At 72.2% G+C, this 15,905-nt stretch carries 16 protein-coding genes and 1 pseudogene; 4 read left to right on the forward strand and 13 right to left on the reverse strand.

Annotated features, from left to right (window positions below; all coding sequences use genetic code 11):
- Positions 1-39: 39 nt before the first annotated feature.
- The gene (locus Acy02nite_RS38670; protein ID WP_203752970.1) at positions 40-1,365 is read left to right on the forward strand and encodes a PLP-dependent cysteine synthase family protein; all 1,326 of its coding nucleotides are present in this window, start codon (positions 40-42) and stop codon (positions 1,363-1,365) included.
- 36 nt (positions 1,366-1,401) lie between these two features.
- Here Acy02nite_RS38670 and Acy02nite_RS38675 read toward each other — a convergent pair whose 3' ends face one another.
- Positions 1,402-1,776 carry a winged helix-turn-helix transcriptional regulator gene (locus Acy02nite_RS38675; RefSeq protein ID WP_203752973.1) on the reverse strand — a complete coding sequence of 125 codons (375 nt, stop codon included), beginning with the start codon at positions 1,774-1,776 and terminating at the stop codon, positions 1,402-1,404.
- 96 nt (positions 1,777-1,872) lie between these two features.
- On the opposite strand from Acy02nite_RS38675, the gene Acy02nite_RS38680 reads away from it, so the two are divergent.
- Complete coding sequence (locus tag Acy02nite_RS38680) at positions 1,873-2,658, forward strand: alpha/beta fold hydrolase (RefSeq protein WP_239175598.1); 786 nt, start codon at positions 1,873-1,875, stop codon at positions 2,656-2,658.
- 190 nt (positions 2,659-2,848) lie between these two features.
- Here Acy02nite_RS38680 and Acy02nite_RS38685 read toward each other — a convergent pair whose 3' ends face one another.
- Together Acy02nite_RS38685 and Acy02nite_RS38690 are read right to left on the reverse strand one after the other, a co-directional pair.
- Complete coding sequence (locus Acy02nite_RS38685; RefSeq protein ID WP_203752979.1) at positions 2,849-4,402, reverse strand: alpha/beta hydrolase domain-containing protein; 1,554 nt, start codon at positions 4,400-4,402, stop codon at positions 2,849-2,851.
- Positions 4,403-4,585: 183 nt separating this feature from the next.
- Positions 4,586-5,464, reverse strand: a complete 879-nt coding sequence (locus Acy02nite_RS38690) for an aldo/keto reductase family oxidoreductase (RefSeq protein WP_203752982.1) — start codon at positions 5,462-5,464, stop codon at positions 4,586-4,588.
- A gap of 137 nt (positions 5,465-5,601) precedes the next feature.
- Between Acy02nite_RS38690 and Acy02nite_RS38695 the strand changes: the two genes are divergently transcribed.
- Entirely contained in the window at positions 5,602-6,048 is a 447-nt protein-coding gene (locus Acy02nite_RS38695) for a winged helix-turn-helix transcriptional regulator (RefSeq protein WP_203752985.1), read from the forward strand.
- A gap of 67 nt (positions 6,049-6,115) precedes the next feature.
- On the opposite strand, the gene Acy02nite_RS38700 is transcribed toward Acy02nite_RS38695, so the two are convergent.
- The 6 genes and pseudogenes from Acy02nite_RS38700 to Acy02nite_RS38715 all read right to left on the reverse strand — a co-directional run bounded on the left by Acy02nite_RS38700 (position 6,116) and on the right by Acy02nite_RS38715 (position 10,866).
- Positions 6,116-6,997: a class II fructose-bisphosphate aldolase gene (locus Acy02nite_RS38700; protein WP_203752988.1), complete on the reverse strand. Its 882-nt coding sequence runs from the start codon at positions 6,995-6,997 to the stop codon at positions 6,116-6,118.
- Complete coding sequence (locus Acy02nite_RS46835; RefSeq protein ID WP_239175599.1) at positions 6,994-7,926, reverse strand: 1-phosphofructokinase family hexose kinase; 933 nt, start codon at positions 7,924-7,926, stop codon at positions 6,994-6,996. The genes Acy02nite_RS38700 and Acy02nite_RS46835 overlap by 4 nt, the downstream gene beginning before the upstream one ends.
- Positions 7,923-8,243: an EamA family transporter gene (locus Acy02nite_RS46840; RefSeq protein ID WP_239175600.1), complete on the reverse strand. Its 321-nt coding sequence runs from the start codon at positions 8,241-8,243 to the stop codon at positions 7,923-7,925. The genes Acy02nite_RS46835 and Acy02nite_RS46840 overlap by 4 nt, the downstream gene beginning before the upstream one ends.
- Positions 8,244-8,463: 220 nt before the next feature.
- A pseudogene (locus tag Acy02nite_RS47655) lies at positions 8,464-8,832 on the reverse strand (EamA family transporter); the annotation flags it as partial.
- Positions 8,829-9,767, reverse strand: a complete 939-nt coding sequence (locus Acy02nite_RS38710; RefSeq protein WP_203752994.1) for an N-acetylglucosamine kinase — start codon at positions 9,765-9,767, stop codon at positions 8,829-8,831. The pseudogene Acy02nite_RS47655 and the gene Acy02nite_RS38710, both read right to left, overlap by 4 nt.
- Position 9,768: 1 nt before the next feature.
- Positions 9,769-10,866, reverse strand: coding sequence for an SIS domain-containing protein (locus tag Acy02nite_RS38715; RefSeq protein ID WP_203752997.1), 1,098 nt, complete (start codon positions 10,864-10,866; stop codon positions 9,769-9,771).
- A gap of 103 nt (positions 10,867-10,969) precedes the next feature.
- On the opposite strand from Acy02nite_RS38715, the gene Acy02nite_RS38720 reads away from it, so the two are divergent.
- The gene (locus tag Acy02nite_RS38720) at positions 10,970-11,719 is read left to right on the forward strand and encodes a GntR family transcriptional regulator (protein WP_203752999.1); all 750 of its coding nucleotides are present in this window, start codon (positions 10,970-10,972) and stop codon (positions 11,717-11,719) included.
- A gap of 34 nt (positions 11,720-11,753) precedes the next feature.
- Here Acy02nite_RS38720 and Acy02nite_RS38725 read toward each other — a convergent pair whose 3' ends face one another.
- The 4 genes from Acy02nite_RS38725 to Acy02nite_RS38740 all read right to left on the reverse strand — a co-directional run.
- Positions 11,754-12,776, reverse strand: a complete 1,023-nt coding sequence (locus Acy02nite_RS38725; RefSeq protein ID WP_203753001.1) for an alpha/beta hydrolase — start codon at positions 12,774-12,776, stop codon at positions 11,754-11,756.
- Positions 12,773-13,264 carry a nuclear transport factor 2 family protein gene (locus tag Acy02nite_RS38730; protein WP_203753003.1) on the reverse strand — a complete coding sequence of 164 codons (492 nt, stop codon included), beginning with the start codon at positions 13,262-13,264 and terminating at the stop codon, positions 12,773-12,775. Before Acy02nite_RS38730 ends, Acy02nite_RS38725 begins: the two co-directional genes overlap by 4 nt.
- Before the next feature lie 345 nt (positions 13,265-13,609).
- On the reverse strand, positions 13,610-15,223 hold the full coding sequence (locus tag Acy02nite_RS38735; protein ID WP_203753005.1) for a sensor histidine kinase: 1,614 nt from the start codon (positions 15,221-15,223) through the stop codon (positions 13,610-13,612).
- 126 nt (positions 15,224-15,349) lie between these two features.
- Positions 15,350-15,905 (reverse strand): aldo/keto reductase (locus Acy02nite_RS38740; protein ID WP_203753008.1); only part of this gene is annotated, 556 nt, incomplete at its 5' end.

Consider the following 15,905-nt stretch of genomic DNA (forward strand, 5'->3'; position numbering starts at 1 on the left):
GGCAACCTTCATGGCCAGTGCCGGCAGTAGGTTTCGGGAATGAGTGTGATCGACGCCATCGGCGACACGCCCCTGATCCGGCTCACCCGGGTCACCGAGGGGATCGCCGCCGAGGTGCTCCTCAAGGCGGAGTTCCTCAACCCGGGCGGCAGCGTGAAGGACCGCGCGGCGCTCGCCATGGTCAGCGCCGCCGAGGAGTCGGGCGAACTGCGGCCCGGCGGGGTGATCGTCGAGGGGACCTCGGGCAACACCGGGATCGGCCTGGCCATGATCGCGGCCCAGCGCGGCTACCGGGCGATCGTCGTGGTGCCGGACAAGAGCAGCACCGAGAAGATCAAGACCCTGCGCGCGTACGGCGCCGAGGTCGTGATCACCGCGGGCGGCGTCACCCGGGAGGACCCGCGGCATGTGTCCCGGGTCGCCGCGCGGCTGGCCGAGGAGACCCCGGGTGGCTGGCTCGCCGGACAGTACGACAACCCGGCGAACCCCGGCGCGCATCTGGCCACCACCGGCCCGGAGATCTGGCGGCAGACCGGCGGGCGGGTCACGCACTTCGTCGCGGGCGTCGGCACCGGCGGGACGATCAGCGGCGCCGGGGCGTACCTGCGCGAGACCGGCGCGGTCACCGTCGTCGGCGCGGACCCGGAGAGCTCGGTCTACGGCGGTGGCGACGGCAGCCCGTACTACGTGGAGAGCATCGGCCACTACGTGCACCCGGACACGGTCGAGGACGTGTGGCCGCAGTCGTACCACCCGAAGGTCGTCGACCGCATCGAGCGCGTCGGCGACCGGGAGTCGATCGCGATGACCCGGCGGCTGGCCCGCGAGGAGGGCATCCTGGCCGGCGCGTCCACCGGCACGGCGGTGGTGGCCGCCCTGCGCGTGGCCCGCGAGCTCGGCCCGTCCGGCGTGGTGGTCGTGCTCGCCCCGGACTCCGGCCGTGCCTACCTGTCCAAGTACTTCGACGACGACTGGCTGCGCCGCGCAGGCTTCCCCGCCCCGCCCGTCCCGGGGCCGCTGACCGGTGACGGGCCGGTCGTGACGCCACTGGTGCTGGCCGCGGACGCCACGGTCCGTGACCTGGCCGCGGGCGAGGTGGCCGTGCTCGTCCTGCCCCGCCCGGCCGGGAGCGAGGCGCCGCCCGCCCCGGGCGACGTGGTCGGGGTGGTGGCGGCCACCGAGCTGGCCGGCGCGCGGCCCGATGCCCCGCTGCGCGACTTCGCCCGTCCGCTGCCATCGGCCGGGGCGGGGGAGCCGGCGGCGGAAGCGCTCGCCCGCACCCCGGCCGGCGCGATCTGGCTCGCCGTACTCACCGACGGCCGCATCACCGGCGCGATCGCCCGCGCCGCCCTGGAAGCGGAGTGAGAGCCTGAGCGGTGAGCACTGGAATGCCGTAGCTCTTCATGGCGCCGCCCTCTCCCTGGCGAAGTCGTCGATGTCGGGCATGTGGCGCTCCGCCCAGTCCCGCAGGGCGGCGAGCGGCGCGTCGAGCGACAGGCCCAGCGGGGTGAGGCGGTAGAACACGCGCGGCGGGACACAGTCTTCGACCCGCCGCGCGGCCAGGCCGTCGGCGGTCAGCGACTGCAGCGTCTGCGACAGCATCTTGTGCGAGATGCCGGGAACGCGGCGCCGCAGCTCGGCGAAGCCCAACTCCTGCGGGGCGGCCTCGGCCAGCACCTTGACGATCATGGCGACCCACTTGCCGCCGACCCGGTCGAGCAACCGCCGGGTCGGGCAGGCCGGGTCGAACAGGTCGCCGCGGCGAGCAGTCACCACCGGGTTACCACCTTTCGGCGAAGTGCGTTCTTCCGGGCTCAGCCTAGCTCTCCTACGGTGCCCAGGTAACCGATGGTTACCACACGAAGGAGCGAGATGACCCACATCGTCAACGCCAACGGCATCGACATCAACGTGATGATCGCGGGGCAGGGACCGGCGATCCTGCTGCTGCACGGGTTCCCGCACACCTGGCAGGTCTGGTCCGAGGTGATCCCGTCGCTGTCGCGCACCCGGCGGGTCATCGCACCGGACCTGCGCGGCTTGGGTGGCACCACCCGGGCGGCCGGCGGATACGACGCCGGCACACTGGCCGAGGACGCCCGGGCGTTGCTCGACGCGCTCGGCGTCGCCACCGCCGAGGTCGCCGCCCTCGATCTCGGCGTGCCACCGGCAGTCCTGCTGGCCCTGCATCATCCGGCCCGGGTCACCCGCCTGGTCGTCATGGAGGCCACCCTCGGGGGAGAGGGCTTCACCCCGCCGTGGTGGTTCGGCTTCCACACCGTGCCGGGCCTGGCCGAGCGCGTCCTGCTCGGTCACGAAGGCGAGTATCTCGACTTCTTCCTGCGTGCGGGCACCTACGACGGGTCCGGGGTGGCGCGCGGTGTGCGGGATGCGTTCGTCACGGCGTACACCGGCGAGGAGAGCCTGCGCTGCGCGTTCGCGCACTACCGCGCGATGAGCGTGAGCACCGGCCAGATCGCGTCGTCCGCGCATCGGCGCCTGACCATGCCGGTGACCGCGATCGGTGCCCGGCCGGTCGGCGACACGCTGCACCGCCAACTGCGTCCGATGGCCGACCAACTCACCGGGCGGCTGATCGCCGAGTGCGGCCACATCGTGCCGTTGGACCGTCCGGAAGCGCTGCTCACCCTCCTCTGACATCGGCTGTCCCCCGGCGCCGGGCCGGCCGCACAGTGCGGCCGGTGATCGCTGACTTGCAGTGCTCTGACGCGACGCCGCGCGCCCAGATCCGGGGCCTCGGCGCACAGCGCCTCCGCCCGCCTGGATCGCGCGCTGCGGTGCCGGCTCCCGCGCCCCCCGGGGAGGGCCCGGGAGCCGGGTGGCGGAATCAGCCGCCGATCGGTGACGCCTGCGCGGTGGCGACGATCTGCGCCGCGTCCGGGGGCAGCAGGTAGCCGCCGGTCACCGCAGCGTCGGCCGCCGCCCGCACCGCCGCGACATACCGCTCATGCGTCGGGTACAGCGTGGCCAGGTCCGGTTCGCGGTTGGCCGGTGCGGCCGGGTCCGACGGGTCGCCGGCGTCGTGCCGGTCCCACCCGTCGGCGTCGGCGTTCCACGGGTCGCGCGCCCCGTAGAGGCGGCAGAACGGTCCGCCGCCGCTCTCCCGGGAGCCGCTCAGGGTGCGGGTCGGCACCGTCACGTCGGGCAACCGCAGGCCGCCCAGTGCCAGCCCGGTCGCCGCGTTCCGGGTCACGGTGCTGCCGCTGAGCGCGATCGGCGGGGCCGCCGGAGGTGCCGTCCCGCCTTGCGCCCACGTGGTCAGGTGCGCCAGCGCCGCGTTCATGCCGTAGCGGCCGGGCCCGTCGTTGGGTGGTGCCGAGCCGGCCGGGCAGTCCGGCGACGGCGTCTGGCTGCCCAGTGACCGGCGCAGCGTCGGATCACCCAGGTCCAGCGCCCACTGGTCGCCGTGTGCGGTGCCGGCCAGCTCCCAGGTGCGTACGGTCGCGGTGTCCGGCTGACGGGCCGGCGCGTGGCCGACCACGTCGGTCTCGGTGAGCACGACGAACGTGGGCTGCTCGAGGTCGGTACGGACCCGGACGGTCAGCGGCATGCCCAGCCCCAGCGCGTCGATCGGGGCGGCCAGGGCGCTGTTGCTGTGGATGAGGAAACCGTCGTACACCTCGGCGACCGGATGTATCGCGTTGACGTACGTCGTCATGCGCAGTGCCGATTGCGACTCCCCGTCGGCGAGCACCGTACGGACGGCGAGGCCGGCCAGCGGGTTCGTCGCACCAGGCGTACGCAGGGCCTGCCCGGCCTGGGAGAAGATGTCGTACGAGAACTGGTCGCCGGGGTGGCTCAGCGTCCGGTACCGGGCCGGGTCCCACTGGCGAAGCCCGGGCAGGTCACCGATCCCGCCGTCCACGCCGACCTCCTGGGCCGACACGCCGACCCAGGCGTACCCGGCGCGCAGCAGTTCGTCGTGGGCGAACCAGTAGTCCGGCGAGAGGTCCACCTGGCCGCTGACGTTGAGCCATTCCACCACCACGACGCCGTTGAAGCGGGCCGGCTCGGCCGGGCGGCGGACCAGCATCCGGGTCCGGTACGGGGCCCGGCCGGCCGGCGCGACCTGCCACCGCCCGCTCGGGCCGAGCACGCCGAGGCCGACGTACGAGGACGCGATCCCGGAGAGGAAGTACTCGGACTCGGTGTATCCGGCCGCGGCCAGATCCTCCGCCTCGGCCAGGAACGGGAAGCCGTGCGCACCGGCCGGTGGGACGGTGATCGCCGGGCTGGGCACCGCCGCCGCGGGCGCGGTCGCCGGTGCGGCGGCCGCGTCCGGAGCTGGGCCGGCCATCAGCACGGCGGCCACGGCGGCCAGCACGGCGATCAACGGCGGCCGGCGGCGGGGCCGGCGCGGGACGGGCAGTGGCGCGGTCATCGCGACCTCCTCGGTCGGGGACATCCGCCGGGACGGATCCGGCCGCCCGTCCTCCTCGGAGGGCGGCCGGTGGCGGGTCCAGCCAGTCTCGCCAGGCCGGTCGCCTGCCGCATCGGTAGAATCGCCGCTGTCGGCAAGGCGGTGACCTGCGCCGTCATCCCGGGAATTCCACCCCGGTGCGCCTCAGCCGGCGGTGCGGCCCGCCGGGGCGAGGTCGTTCAGCTCCGCGACGTCCTCGGGGGAGAGGCTGATCCCCGCTCCGGCGATGTTCTCCCGCAGGTGAGCCACCGATGAGGTGCCCGGGATCAGCAGGATGTTCGGTGAGCGCCGCAGCAGCCATGCCAGGGCGACGGCGATCGGGGTCGCGCCGAGCCGTGCCGAGACCCTCGTGAGCGCCTCGGACTGCAGCGGGCTGAACCCGCCGAGCGGGAAGAAGGGCACGTAGGCGATGCCTTCGGCGGCGAGCCGGTCGATCAGCTCGTCGTCGTGCCGGTGCGCGAGGTTGTACCCGTTCTGCACGCACACGATCGGCCCGATCGACTGCGCCTCGGTCACCTGCTCCGCGGTCACGTTGCTCACCCCGAGGTGCCGGATCAGTCCTTGCTGCCGCAGCTCCAGGAGCGCCTCGAACGCCTCGGCCAGAGATTCCTGCTGGGGACCCTGAGCATTGCCGAGCCGGAGGTTGACCAGGTCGAGTGTTTCCAGACCCAGATTCTCGAGATTCTCGTGTACGGATCGGCGCAGCGCTTCCGGGTCCCGGGCCGGCGGCCAGCCGCCCTTCTCGTCCCGGGTCGCGCCGACCTTGGTCACGATGTGCAACGCCTCGGGGTACGGGTGCAGTGCTTCGCGGATCAGCTGGTTGGTGATGTTCGGCCCGTAGGCGTTGCTGGTGTCGATGTGGGTGATGCCCTGCCCGACCGCCTCGCGAAGGACGGCGAGCGCACCGTCGTGGTCGGCGGGCGGCCCCATGACCCAGGGGCCGGCGAGCTGCATGGCACCGTAGCCGAACCGGGTGACCGTCAGATCACCCAACGTCCAGGTTCCGCCGGGTAGAGATGTCATGGTCGTGCCTTTCCGAACGTACGAGCTGGCCAGTACGCTTCCGTCGAGGAAGCTGCTTCACTCTGACGCGGTTACGCTCTATCGGGAAGTACGCACTTCGAAGTTCGTTAGTCACCCGGCGGAGGGGTTGAACGGCGATGGTCACGACGACAGCGTCACAGAAGAAGACGCAGGCCAAGATGGAGTACGACGCCTTTCTGGCGGGATGTCCCAGTCGCAAGCTGCTCGACCGGCTCTCCGACAAGTGGGTGACGCTGATCCTGTCCGCACTCGGCAGCGACGGCTCCCACCAGCTCGACATCGGCTGCGCCGGGGAACCCCGCGCGATGCGTTACTCCGAGCTGTCCCGCCTGCTGGCCGGCGTCAGTCAGAAGATGCTCACCCAGACCCTGCGGTCGCTGGAGCGCGACGGTCTGATCAGCCGCACCGTGACGCCGACGGTGCCGGTCACGGTCAGCTACGAGCTCACCGAGCTCGGCCTCTCCCTGCACGAGTTGATGCGTGGTCTCAAGTCCTGGGCGCAGACGCACATGGACGAGGTGCTGGCCCACCGCGAGACGTATGACGAGCGCGCCGCCGGCTGAGACGTTGCGGGCACACCGGCAGGCCGGTGTGCCCGCGTCCGAACGCCGCATCCATCGGGCGCGCCGGTCACGGCCGTGCGGGCGCCGCCGGTGAGCTGTGCGGCTCGGGGGTGGCCGGCACCGGCTCGCCGGCCAGCAGGCGCAGCATTCTGGCGACCTCCGCGCGGACCGCGTCCCGGCCCGGCGCCAGGTACTTCCGCGGATCGCTCAGGTCGGCGTCGTCGGTCAGTACTCCTCGGACTCGGCTGGTCAGAACCCGGTTGAGCAGCGTTCCGATGTTCACCTTGGTGATGCCCCGCCGGACAGCCTCCCGCAGGCCCTCGTCGGACACCCCGGAGGAGCCGTGCAGGACCAGCGGAACGGCGACCGCGGCACGCAGCCGTTCGATGAGCGCGTTGTCGAGGCTGGCGTCCCGGCGGGACATGGCGTGTACGGAGCCGACCGCCACGGCCAGCGCGTCGACCCCGGTGGCGGCGGTGAACGCGGTGGCTTCGGCGGGGTCGGTGCGTACGCCGGGAGCGTGCGCGCCGTCCTTGCCGCCGATGGCGCCGAGCTCGGCCTCGACCCGGCAGCCGGCCGCGTGACAACGGCGCACCACGTCGCGGGTGCGGGCGACGTTCTCGGCGTACGGCAGGGTGGCGGCGTCGAACATCACCGAGCGGATGCCGAGCGCGACGGCCTGGTCGATCAGGGTCTCGTCCTCGGCGTGATCGAGGTGGACGACGACCGGCACCGAGGCCGACGAGGCCAGGCTGAGACAGGCCGTGGCGAACGGGGCCAGCGAGCCGTGGTAGCGCACCGCGTTCTGCGAGATCTGCAGAATCACCGGGAGCCGGGCTTCCTCGGCGCCGGCCACGATGGCCTCGGCGTGCTCGAGCAGGATGGCGTTGAAGGCGCCGACCGCCCGGCCGCTGCCGCGCAGGTCGTCGAGAAGACTGTGGTCGGTCACGGGAGTTCCTTCACGGTGACGGCGCCGAGCCGGCGGCTCCGCGCCTCGAGGTCGATGTCGCCGGCCACCGGCCGCAGGACGCACGCGGCGGAGCTGGCCACGGCGTCGGTGAGTGCCGCGGGCCAGGCGGCGCCGCGTGCCAGGTGCAGGGCGAGCGCGGCGGCGGCCGCGTCGCCGGCGCCGGTCGGGTTGCCGCCGGCGACGCCGGCGGTGCGGGCGTGCCAGGCGCCGCCGTTCGTGACGGCGACGGCGCCGTCCTCGCCGAGCGTCACGAGCACCGCTGCCGCGCCGGCCCCGATCAGCTCGCGTGCGCGGGCGACGATCTCCGCGGTGGAGCCCGGCTGGTGGCCGGTGAGCTCGGCGAACTCGTCGCGGTTGGGCGTCAGGACGGCCCCGGCGGTGGCCACCGCACGCAGCGCGGGCCCGGACACGTCGGCGATCACCGGGACTCCCTGCGCGCGGGCGGTACGTGCCAGCTGGGCGGGCAGGTCGTCGGGCAGTCCCGGCGCGAGGCTGCCGGAGATGACCAGCGCGCCGGCGCCGGCCAGCTCCGCGGTGACGGTGGCGGCGATCCGGCCGGTGGTGTCCGGGGCCGCGTGGCTGCCCGGCTCCAGCAGGATCGTGGTCAGTCCGTCGGCGCCGACCACGGCGACGGTGCGCCGCACGGTCCCGAACGAGGGGATCAGGCGGTGGGGCAGGCCCAGGGCGGCCAGTCCGGAACGGAACGGGTCGGGTTCGGTGAGGGCGGTCGGCGCGACGACGATCGGGTCACCGCCCAGTTGCCGTACGACGGCGGCCACATTGACCCCTTTGCCGCCGGCCCGGGACCGGACCGTGGCGACCCGGACACTGGTCCCGATGGCGAGCGCCGGGACCTCGTACGTGACGTCGATCGCCGGGTTGAGCGTGACGGTGACGACGCGGGTCATGCTTCGGCCAGTTCGGCGGACTTCTCGGTGGTGTAGACCATCAGGGTCGAGCCGGCCAGCGCGAGCACGATGCCGGCGCTCTGGTAGACCGACGGGACGCTCCGGTAGACCGCCAGGGACAGGGCGATGGTCAGCACCGGCGCGAGCGCGTTGGTGATCGGCGCGACCACCGAGGCCTTGCCCCGGCTCATCGCCATCACCAGGAAGAGCGCGCCGATGGCGTTGAGCAGCTGGGTGGCCGCGGTCAGCGTGGGCGCCTGCCACGGGAAGCCGGTGGGGAAGCCGCCCATCATGATCAGGGCGACCGGGATCAGCACGATGCCGCTGACCCGTCATCCAGCCGAAGGTGGTGGCGTCGTTGACGCCGGCGACGGCGGCCTTGCGCATGTAGTACGCCTGCACGCCCCAGGCGACGCAGATCAGGACGGCCAGCAGCAGGTAGGGCCCGGTGGAGGCGTCCTCGTCACTGGGCGCGACCGAGAACAGGACGATCGCCACGAGCGCCAGGACGACGCCGACGACCGCGAGCCGGGTGAGGCGTTCCTTGAGCGCGACCAGCGCCATGATCACGGTGATCGCGGGGGACAGTGCGATGATCGGGAAGATGATGTAGGCGGGGCCGATGGTCAGCGCCTTGAACAGCAGCAACTGGCCGCCGGCGCCGGTGAGCCCCACGATCAGCCCGTACCCGGCCGCGACCGGGCGGCGGTCGAAGGTGGCGCCACGCAGGGCCGCCACCGCCGGGATGATCATCGTCAGCGACCAGATGAGGTAGACCATGCCGTCGGGGTAGCCGTACTTGCTGGTGGGGGTGCCGGAGAACGCGCCCCAGACGCCCCAGAACAGAACCAGCAGAGCGGCGTACGGAATCCAGCCGGTACGGCGGGTGATGGCGCTCGTTGTCATGACAGTCGTCCCATCGTGATCGGGGAGTGCCCGGCCAGCCGCGCGGCGTACAGGGCGGCGCCGTGGTCCGGGGGGAAGAGAGGTTCACGCAGGTCGTACCGGCCGGTCAGGGATTGCCGGAACGCGGCGAGCAGGGGCGGGCAGGTGAACATCCCGCCGGAGTACGAGACCGGAATCTGCTGGTGTCCCGGGAAGCGCAGGGCGCGCGCCTCGGCGTCGACCATGGCGGCGAGCTCGCGGCCGGCGTCGCGCAGGATGGCGGCGCACACGGTGTCGCCGGCGTCGGCGGCCTCGCTGACCACCGTGCTCAGTGCGGCGATCTTCGCCCGGTCGCCCTGCCAGCGGTTCATCACGACGTCGACGGCCTCGAGGTCGTCGGTGAGGCCGAGGGCGGTACGCAGGATGCCGGCGAGCGGCCCGCGGGGCAGGCGTCCGTCGCTCATCCGGCTGAACGCGTTGAGGCCGCGGACGGCGACCCAGTAGGCCGATCCCTCGTCGCCGAACAGTTCGCTCCAGCCGCCGGTGCGCGACCGGCGATCGCCGTTCTCGCCGTAGGCGATCGACCCGGTGCCGGCGACGACGTTGATGCCGTCGGCGGCGCCCAGCGAGCCGGCCCAGCCACAGATCATGTCGTTGCCGCACCGGTAGCGATCGGTGCCGAGCACCGCACGCGGCAGGGCGTCGAGCTTCGGTACGTCGGACAGGACCTCGCCGTGACACGGGATCCCGAAGAACGCGTACGTGATGGCCTCGGGGGTGATCCCGGCCTGCGCGCACACCCGCGTGACGCCTTCGGCGAGCAGGGGCTCGATGATGTCGATGCCGCTCGCCAGGTAGTGGATGCCGGCGGTGCGGGTCGTGGCGACGATCGCGCCGTCGTCGTCGATGAGGCAGAAGGCCGTCTTGGTGCCGCCGCCGTCCACGCCGAGGTACATGTCAGTTGCGCCCTTCGCCGTAGGGGTGGATGACGACGCCCTGGACGACCCGGTTGACCTCGCCGCCGGGGAACGGGTTGTCCGGGGTGAGCCCGGCGGCCAGCGAGCAGGCGAGCGCGGTGAGCTGGGCGGGGATGACGGCGAGGACCGCCCACAGGGCGTCCGGCAGACCGGGGCTGCGGGGTACGTGCCAGGTGCCCTCGCCGGCGTCGACGAGCACGACGCGTTCGGCGCCGAGGTCGCCGGCCAGTTCGCGGGCGAGGTCGAGGTCGTACGCGCGCCGGTAGGAGTCACCGGAGACGAAGACGACAGCGAGCGTGCCGGGGGTGAGAGCGGCCTTGGGGCCGTGCCGGAAACCCAGCGACGACTCGCCGAGCGCGACTGTGGTGCCGGCGGTCAGTTCGAGGGTCTTGAGGGCGGCCTCGCGGGCCAGTCCCTTGAGACTTCCGGAGCCCAGGTAGACGATGCGCTCCGGCCGCAACGCGGTCACCGCCCGCCGCACGTCTTCCGAGCGGGCGAGGACGGTCTCGGCGGCGGCCGCCAACGCGTCCACGTCGGCCTCGCCGGCCAGGCAGAGGTACGCGGCGAGCAGCATCGACGTGAACGAGGACGTCATCGCGAAGCCGCGGTCGTTGGTGGCGGCCGGCAACGTCACCACGGCGGCGTTGCCGGCCGACTCGTAGGCGCGGGCGAGCCGGCCCTCGGCGTTGCAGGTGATCACCAGGTGGTGGGCGACCGGGGCGAGCTGGTCGATCAGGCCGGCTGCCGCGAGGGACTCCGGGCTGTTGCCGCTGCGGGCGAACGACACCAGCAGCACCGGCTGGTCGCCGGTGGCCACCGCGTGCGGGTCGGTGACGAGATCCGTGGTGGGAATCGCCTCGACCGGCCGCTTCAGCAGGCGGGTCAGCTCCGGGGCCAGGATCTCGCCGACGTACGCCGAGGTCCCGGCGCCGGTCAGCACGATCCGCGTCCGGTCGTCCAGAGCGGCGGCCAGGAGCCGGTCCACGTCGGTGCGGGCGGCCTGCACCACCATCCGGGTCGCTCGCCAGACGGCCGGCTGTTGTTCGATCTCTGCCCTGGTGAAGTCGCTGCCACTCATCGTGCTCCTCGGGTTCCGACCTATCTGGTCTGGTTGCGGAAGCTACTGGTATGCAACTGGTATGTCAATGGCTTCAACTGGGTGCGCTGATAGGGTCGTGGCCGTGACAACCAGCCCTCTGATCGGCCCGGACGCGCTGCCGCTGTACCTGCGGCTCGCCGACCGCATTCACGAGGATCTGCGGGCGTCGGGCGGCGCCGACGGGGCCCGGTTGCCCTCCGAACGGCAGCTCGCCGAGCGTTACGGGGCCTCCCGGGTCACCATCCGCGCCGCCCTGAACGAGCTGCGCGAGCGCGGCATCCTGATCTCCCTGCCGGCGCGGGGCTGGGCCGTGGCGGCCGCCACCCCCGCCCATCGGCCCGGGGCGGCGGGTCGCGTGCTGGGCTTCGCCGACCTGGCCGCTCAGCGCGGAGTCGCCGTCCGCAACCGGGTGCTCTCCTCCGCGGTCCGCCCGGCCACGGTTCGCGAAGCCGAGCTGCTGCGCATCGCGGCGGGCGCCGAGCTGTTCGAGATGCGGCGGTTGCGCTACCAGAACGACCTGGTCATCGCGGTCGAACGCAACCGGCTCCCGCTGTCGGTCGCCCCCGGGCTGGCGACCACGGACTTCACCCAGCGTTCCCTGTACGAGGTGTTGCGCACCGCGACACCGGCCCAGCAGCCGCACTACGCGGACTACTCGGTCGAGGCGCGCAACGCCACCGAGAAGGAGCGGGAGCAACTCGAGATCACCGGTGCGGTGCCGATCCTGGCCGCCACCCAGCTGACCTTCAACCAGGAGGGCATCCCGATCGAGCTGACGGTGCAGGCCTACCGCGGCGACCGTTACACCTTCCGGGCCTCCATCACCGACTGACCGCCATCTCGGTCGCCGCTCCCGTCGCGTCGACTCAGAGGAGCCGGAGGGTGTCCTGGACGCTGTCCCACAGCATGTGGCCCTGCTCCCAGGGCGCCGCGTGGCTTCCCGTGCACCGGTGGCCGGTGACCACCCGCGGCACGCCCGCCTCGCGCAGCCGCGCCTCCATCGTCTCTCGCTGATTCATCGGTACGAGGTGGTCCTCGCTGCTCTGGTCGAGCACGACGAGTGCCGGTGCCCGTCCCCGGCGTACCCGCTCGCCGATCCCCGCCGGGTCGAACCGCGCCGGACTGGCCGCCGGCCACCGGCTCTGATCGGTCCCGAAGGCGTGCCCCAGCAACATCGCGTACTCGTCGCGGAGGTGCTGGTGGGACGCGCCGAGCCCGTGCACCAGCGCCGGTAGGTCGTACAGGCCGTTGAGGCCGAGCAGCGCCGCGGGGCGCGGCGCCTCCGGAACCGCGTCGAGCCCGTGGTCGCGAGGCGATCGCAGAATCGCCTGGAAGGCGATGCACGCGCCGCAGCTGTGCCCGGAAAGGACGTACGAGTCGTCCGCGAGACCATACGACCGGAGCAGATCGAGCCCGTGCAGAACGTCACGGACATGAGCCGGATGAACCGCTTCGCGAGCCGGGTCCGGATGCTCGGCCGTAGCCGGCTCATAGGGCAGTTCGGGATGGGTCGGGAATGGCGAGAGGCTGTAGTTCAGCGACGCCACCGCACGGAGGGGAATGGCGTCGCCGGCGGCGGAGAAAGCATGCGCGACAGCGGGCTCGATCGACCGGGCGGTAAGGTTCGGGTCACGCCACGCGCCACCGTGAACGTGGACGAGACCGCGGGCCGGATCCGGACCGGAGTCCGGCAGCGACACGACCGGCGCGCCGATCATCGCGGACGTCTCTGGGGTCACCGGAAGATAGATGCTCAGATTCTGGAAACGGTTCGCGTCCGGACGATAAGGAATGTCGCGGGCCACGATCACGGGGACCGGCCGGCCGAGCCGGGGAGCGGAGACCTCGGCCGCCCGCCACCGGACGGCCGAGGTGTCGAGACTGGTCATCGGGCGTCCGCGCTTCCCCACGAGATGTCGCCGGTGAACGGGGAGAAGTCCAGCCACAGGTATTCGTAGGTGCGGTTGGTGAAGACCCAGCCGTTGTCGGTACGCCGGAACGTGTCGGTCCACACCCCGTTGTTGCGGTAGTAGCTCTCCCCGGGACCGCGCGCCGCTTCGTGGCACATCGATCGGGCGGTGGCGGTGTCCCCGTCCATCTCCACGACGCCCGGAATCACGAATTGGATGAAGTAGTCGCGCTCTTCCCGGAGAGTGCGGTACAGCGCCACGATCTGGTCGGCACCTTCGGCGCGCCGTTCGAAAGGCTGGCCGTCGGTGCCGCCGATGACCCAGAGGGCGTCCTCCGACCACAGGGTGCGGAAGGCGTCGAAATCTCCGCGGACGGCGACGTCGGCGAATCGGAGGACGGTGTCACGGACGGCTGCCTCGTCGACCAGGCGGGCGACGGCGTTCTCGGTGCTCAGTGCGTTTGTCATGAGTTCATGATTCGACGCCGGAAAGCGGTCTACCAGAGAAGGATCGACGGTAGGAAAACCTTTACCACCCGGCACTCAGCTCCGGCGGCTCGGCCGCAATCCGTCCAGGACGACAGCGGGCAGCCGGGGCGCCTGGGTCTGTTGCCCCACGACGTCGAGGCTCTCAGCCGAAGGGCAGGTCGACCCACACGCGTTTGCCGGCCTCCGCATGATGCCGGTACACCCCCCAACTGTCGGCGATGGCTTCGACCAGGCGCATGCCCCGCCCATTGGGCTGATCGGTCTGGGGCGCGCGCCGGGCGCCGTGCGCGCCTTCCGGCCCGTACGGGAAGGCTGTCTGTCTCGTTATTGCGGTTTGGCCGGGAGCTCGATGGTGAAGGTGGTGCCCGGGCCGAGGTGGTCGGACAGGGTGATGGTGCCGTGATGGCGTTCGACGATGGTGCGGGCGATGACCAGCCCCAGCCCGGTGCCGGGGATGCGCTGGTCGAGAGCGGTGGAGGCGCGGTAGAAGCGGCGGAACAGCCGGGGCCGTTCGGCGGCGGGGATGCCGATGCCGGTGTCGGCGACCGTCCAGGTGATCGTGTCGCCGGTCTCGTCGGCGGCCGCGGTGACCGTGATGGTCCCGCCCGCGGGCGTGTACTTGATCGCGTTGGAGATCAGGTTGTCGGCGACCTGGCGCAGCCGGCTCGGGTCGGCGTACAGCTCGAGGTGCTCCGGGAGCCGTGCCGTGATGGTGAGATTCTTGCCGGGCTGCTCTGCGACCGCGTCGAGGGCCTGGCGGATGATGTCGGCCAGGTCGGTGTCGGCCGGGTTGATGGCGAGGTGCCCGGATTCGAGCCGTGCCAGGTCGAGCAGGTCCTCGGCCATGACCGACAGCCGCTCGGCGTTGCGGGTGATGATCTGCAGGCAGTGGCGCCGTTCGTCGGGGGGCAACTCGTCGAGTTCGTCGTCGAGCAGGGAAGCGGTGCCGGTGATCGCCGCCAGCGGGTTGCGCAGTTCATGGGTCACCATGGCGAGGAACTCGTCTTTGGTACGGGCCAGCTCGATGGCCAGTTCTTCGGCGCGCCGCCGCTCCACGTATTGCCCGATCTGCGCGGCGAGGCCACTGAGCAGGCCGAGCAGGGTGTCCTCGGGGTCTTCGACCCGGTCGCCGTAGACACACAGCGCGCCGTGCACCTGCCGGCCGGTGGTCAGCGGGACACCGATGGCCACCCGCAGCCCGATCCGGGCCGCCGCGCGGCTGCGCACCGATCGGGTGTCGGTGCCCAGGTCGGGAATCCAGATCGGCGAGCCGCCGGCGCAGACCCGGCCGGGCAGGGCGACGCCCGGTTCGAGGACGTCGACGGCGAAGTCCCGTAGCCGCCGGCCGGGCTCGACGTGGCGGGCGGCGCAGGTCAGCAGTTGCCGGTCGTCGTCGACGACCCACAGCTCCGTCACCGGCCAGCCCATCTTCACTCCGAGCGCCTCGACGACCCGAGCCGCGGCGGCGGTGCTGGAGCCGGCCTCGGCAAGGCCACGGGCGACGGCGGCCTCGGCGGCGGCGAACCGGCCGGCCCGCCGCGCGATGGTGATGTCGTGCGCGAAAGCGTGGAACACCCGGCCCGTGGGCCCATCGGTGGCGGTCAGCGTCATCTCGACGGGCACTTCGTGGCCGTCGGCGTGCCAGGCGCAAAACTGCATCCGCCGGCCGAGGCTCCTCCCGGGCCGTCCGCCGGCCAGAATCGCCAGTTCGGCGCGCGCGGCGGCCCGTTGCCCGGGCGCGACGATCAGCTCTTCGACCGATCGGCCGTACGCCTGTGCCTGGGTGTAGCCGAACGTCGTCTCGGCGGCCGGGTTCCAGGCCACCAGGCGCCCGGTGGTGTCGAAGGCGAGATAGGCCTCCATCGCCGCGGCGAGCACCGCCGACTGCTCGGGCAGCACCGTGCCGGAATCACCGCTCCGTTCGGGTGGCGCTGACATCGTTTCCCCCTGGTGGACGCGGCGTGATCGGCCAGCAAGGCCCCTGACCGGGGAAAAGAGCAACACCGCCAGGGTCAGGCTAACGCAGGCGCCCGCCGCGCGACGGTCACTCGGGCAGCGGCCAGGTCACCACCAGTAGTTCTCCTGCGGTGTGTAGCTTTCCTCCAACACGGCGCTCTCCTCGTCGGTGAGGTGCAGATCAAGGGCCGCGACGGCGTCCTGGAGGTGGTGCGGCTTGGTGGCGCCCACGATCGGGCAGGAGACCACCGGCTTGGACAGCACCCACGCCAGGGCCACTCGGGCCATCGGGACACCGCGGGCCTCGGCGACGCCCTGGACGGCGTCGACGACCGGCTTGTCGACGTCCCGATCGAACGCCTTGGCGACGTTGTCGGCCGACGATCGTGCGGTCTGCTCACCCCACGGCCGGGTGGCCCGGCCCTTTGCCAGCGGCGAGTAGGGGGTGAGGCCGACGCCCTGGTCCAGGCACATCGGGATCATGTCGCGCTCCTCTTCGCGCTTGAGCACGTTGTACTGGTCCTGCATCGCCGCGAACGGTGTCCACCCGCCCAGCACGGCGGCGTGCTGCATCTTCGCGAACTGCCACGCCCACATCGAGGACGCGCCGAGTTGACATCCTCTCCGCCCTGAAGGGCGGAGATTCCCTCCACGCTGCGCGTGC

This window comes from Actinoplanes cyaneus, assembly GCF_016862095.1.
Classification (GTDB): domain Bacteria; phylum Actinomycetota; class Actinomycetes; order Mycobacteriales; family Micromonosporaceae; genus Actinoplanes; species Actinoplanes cyaneus.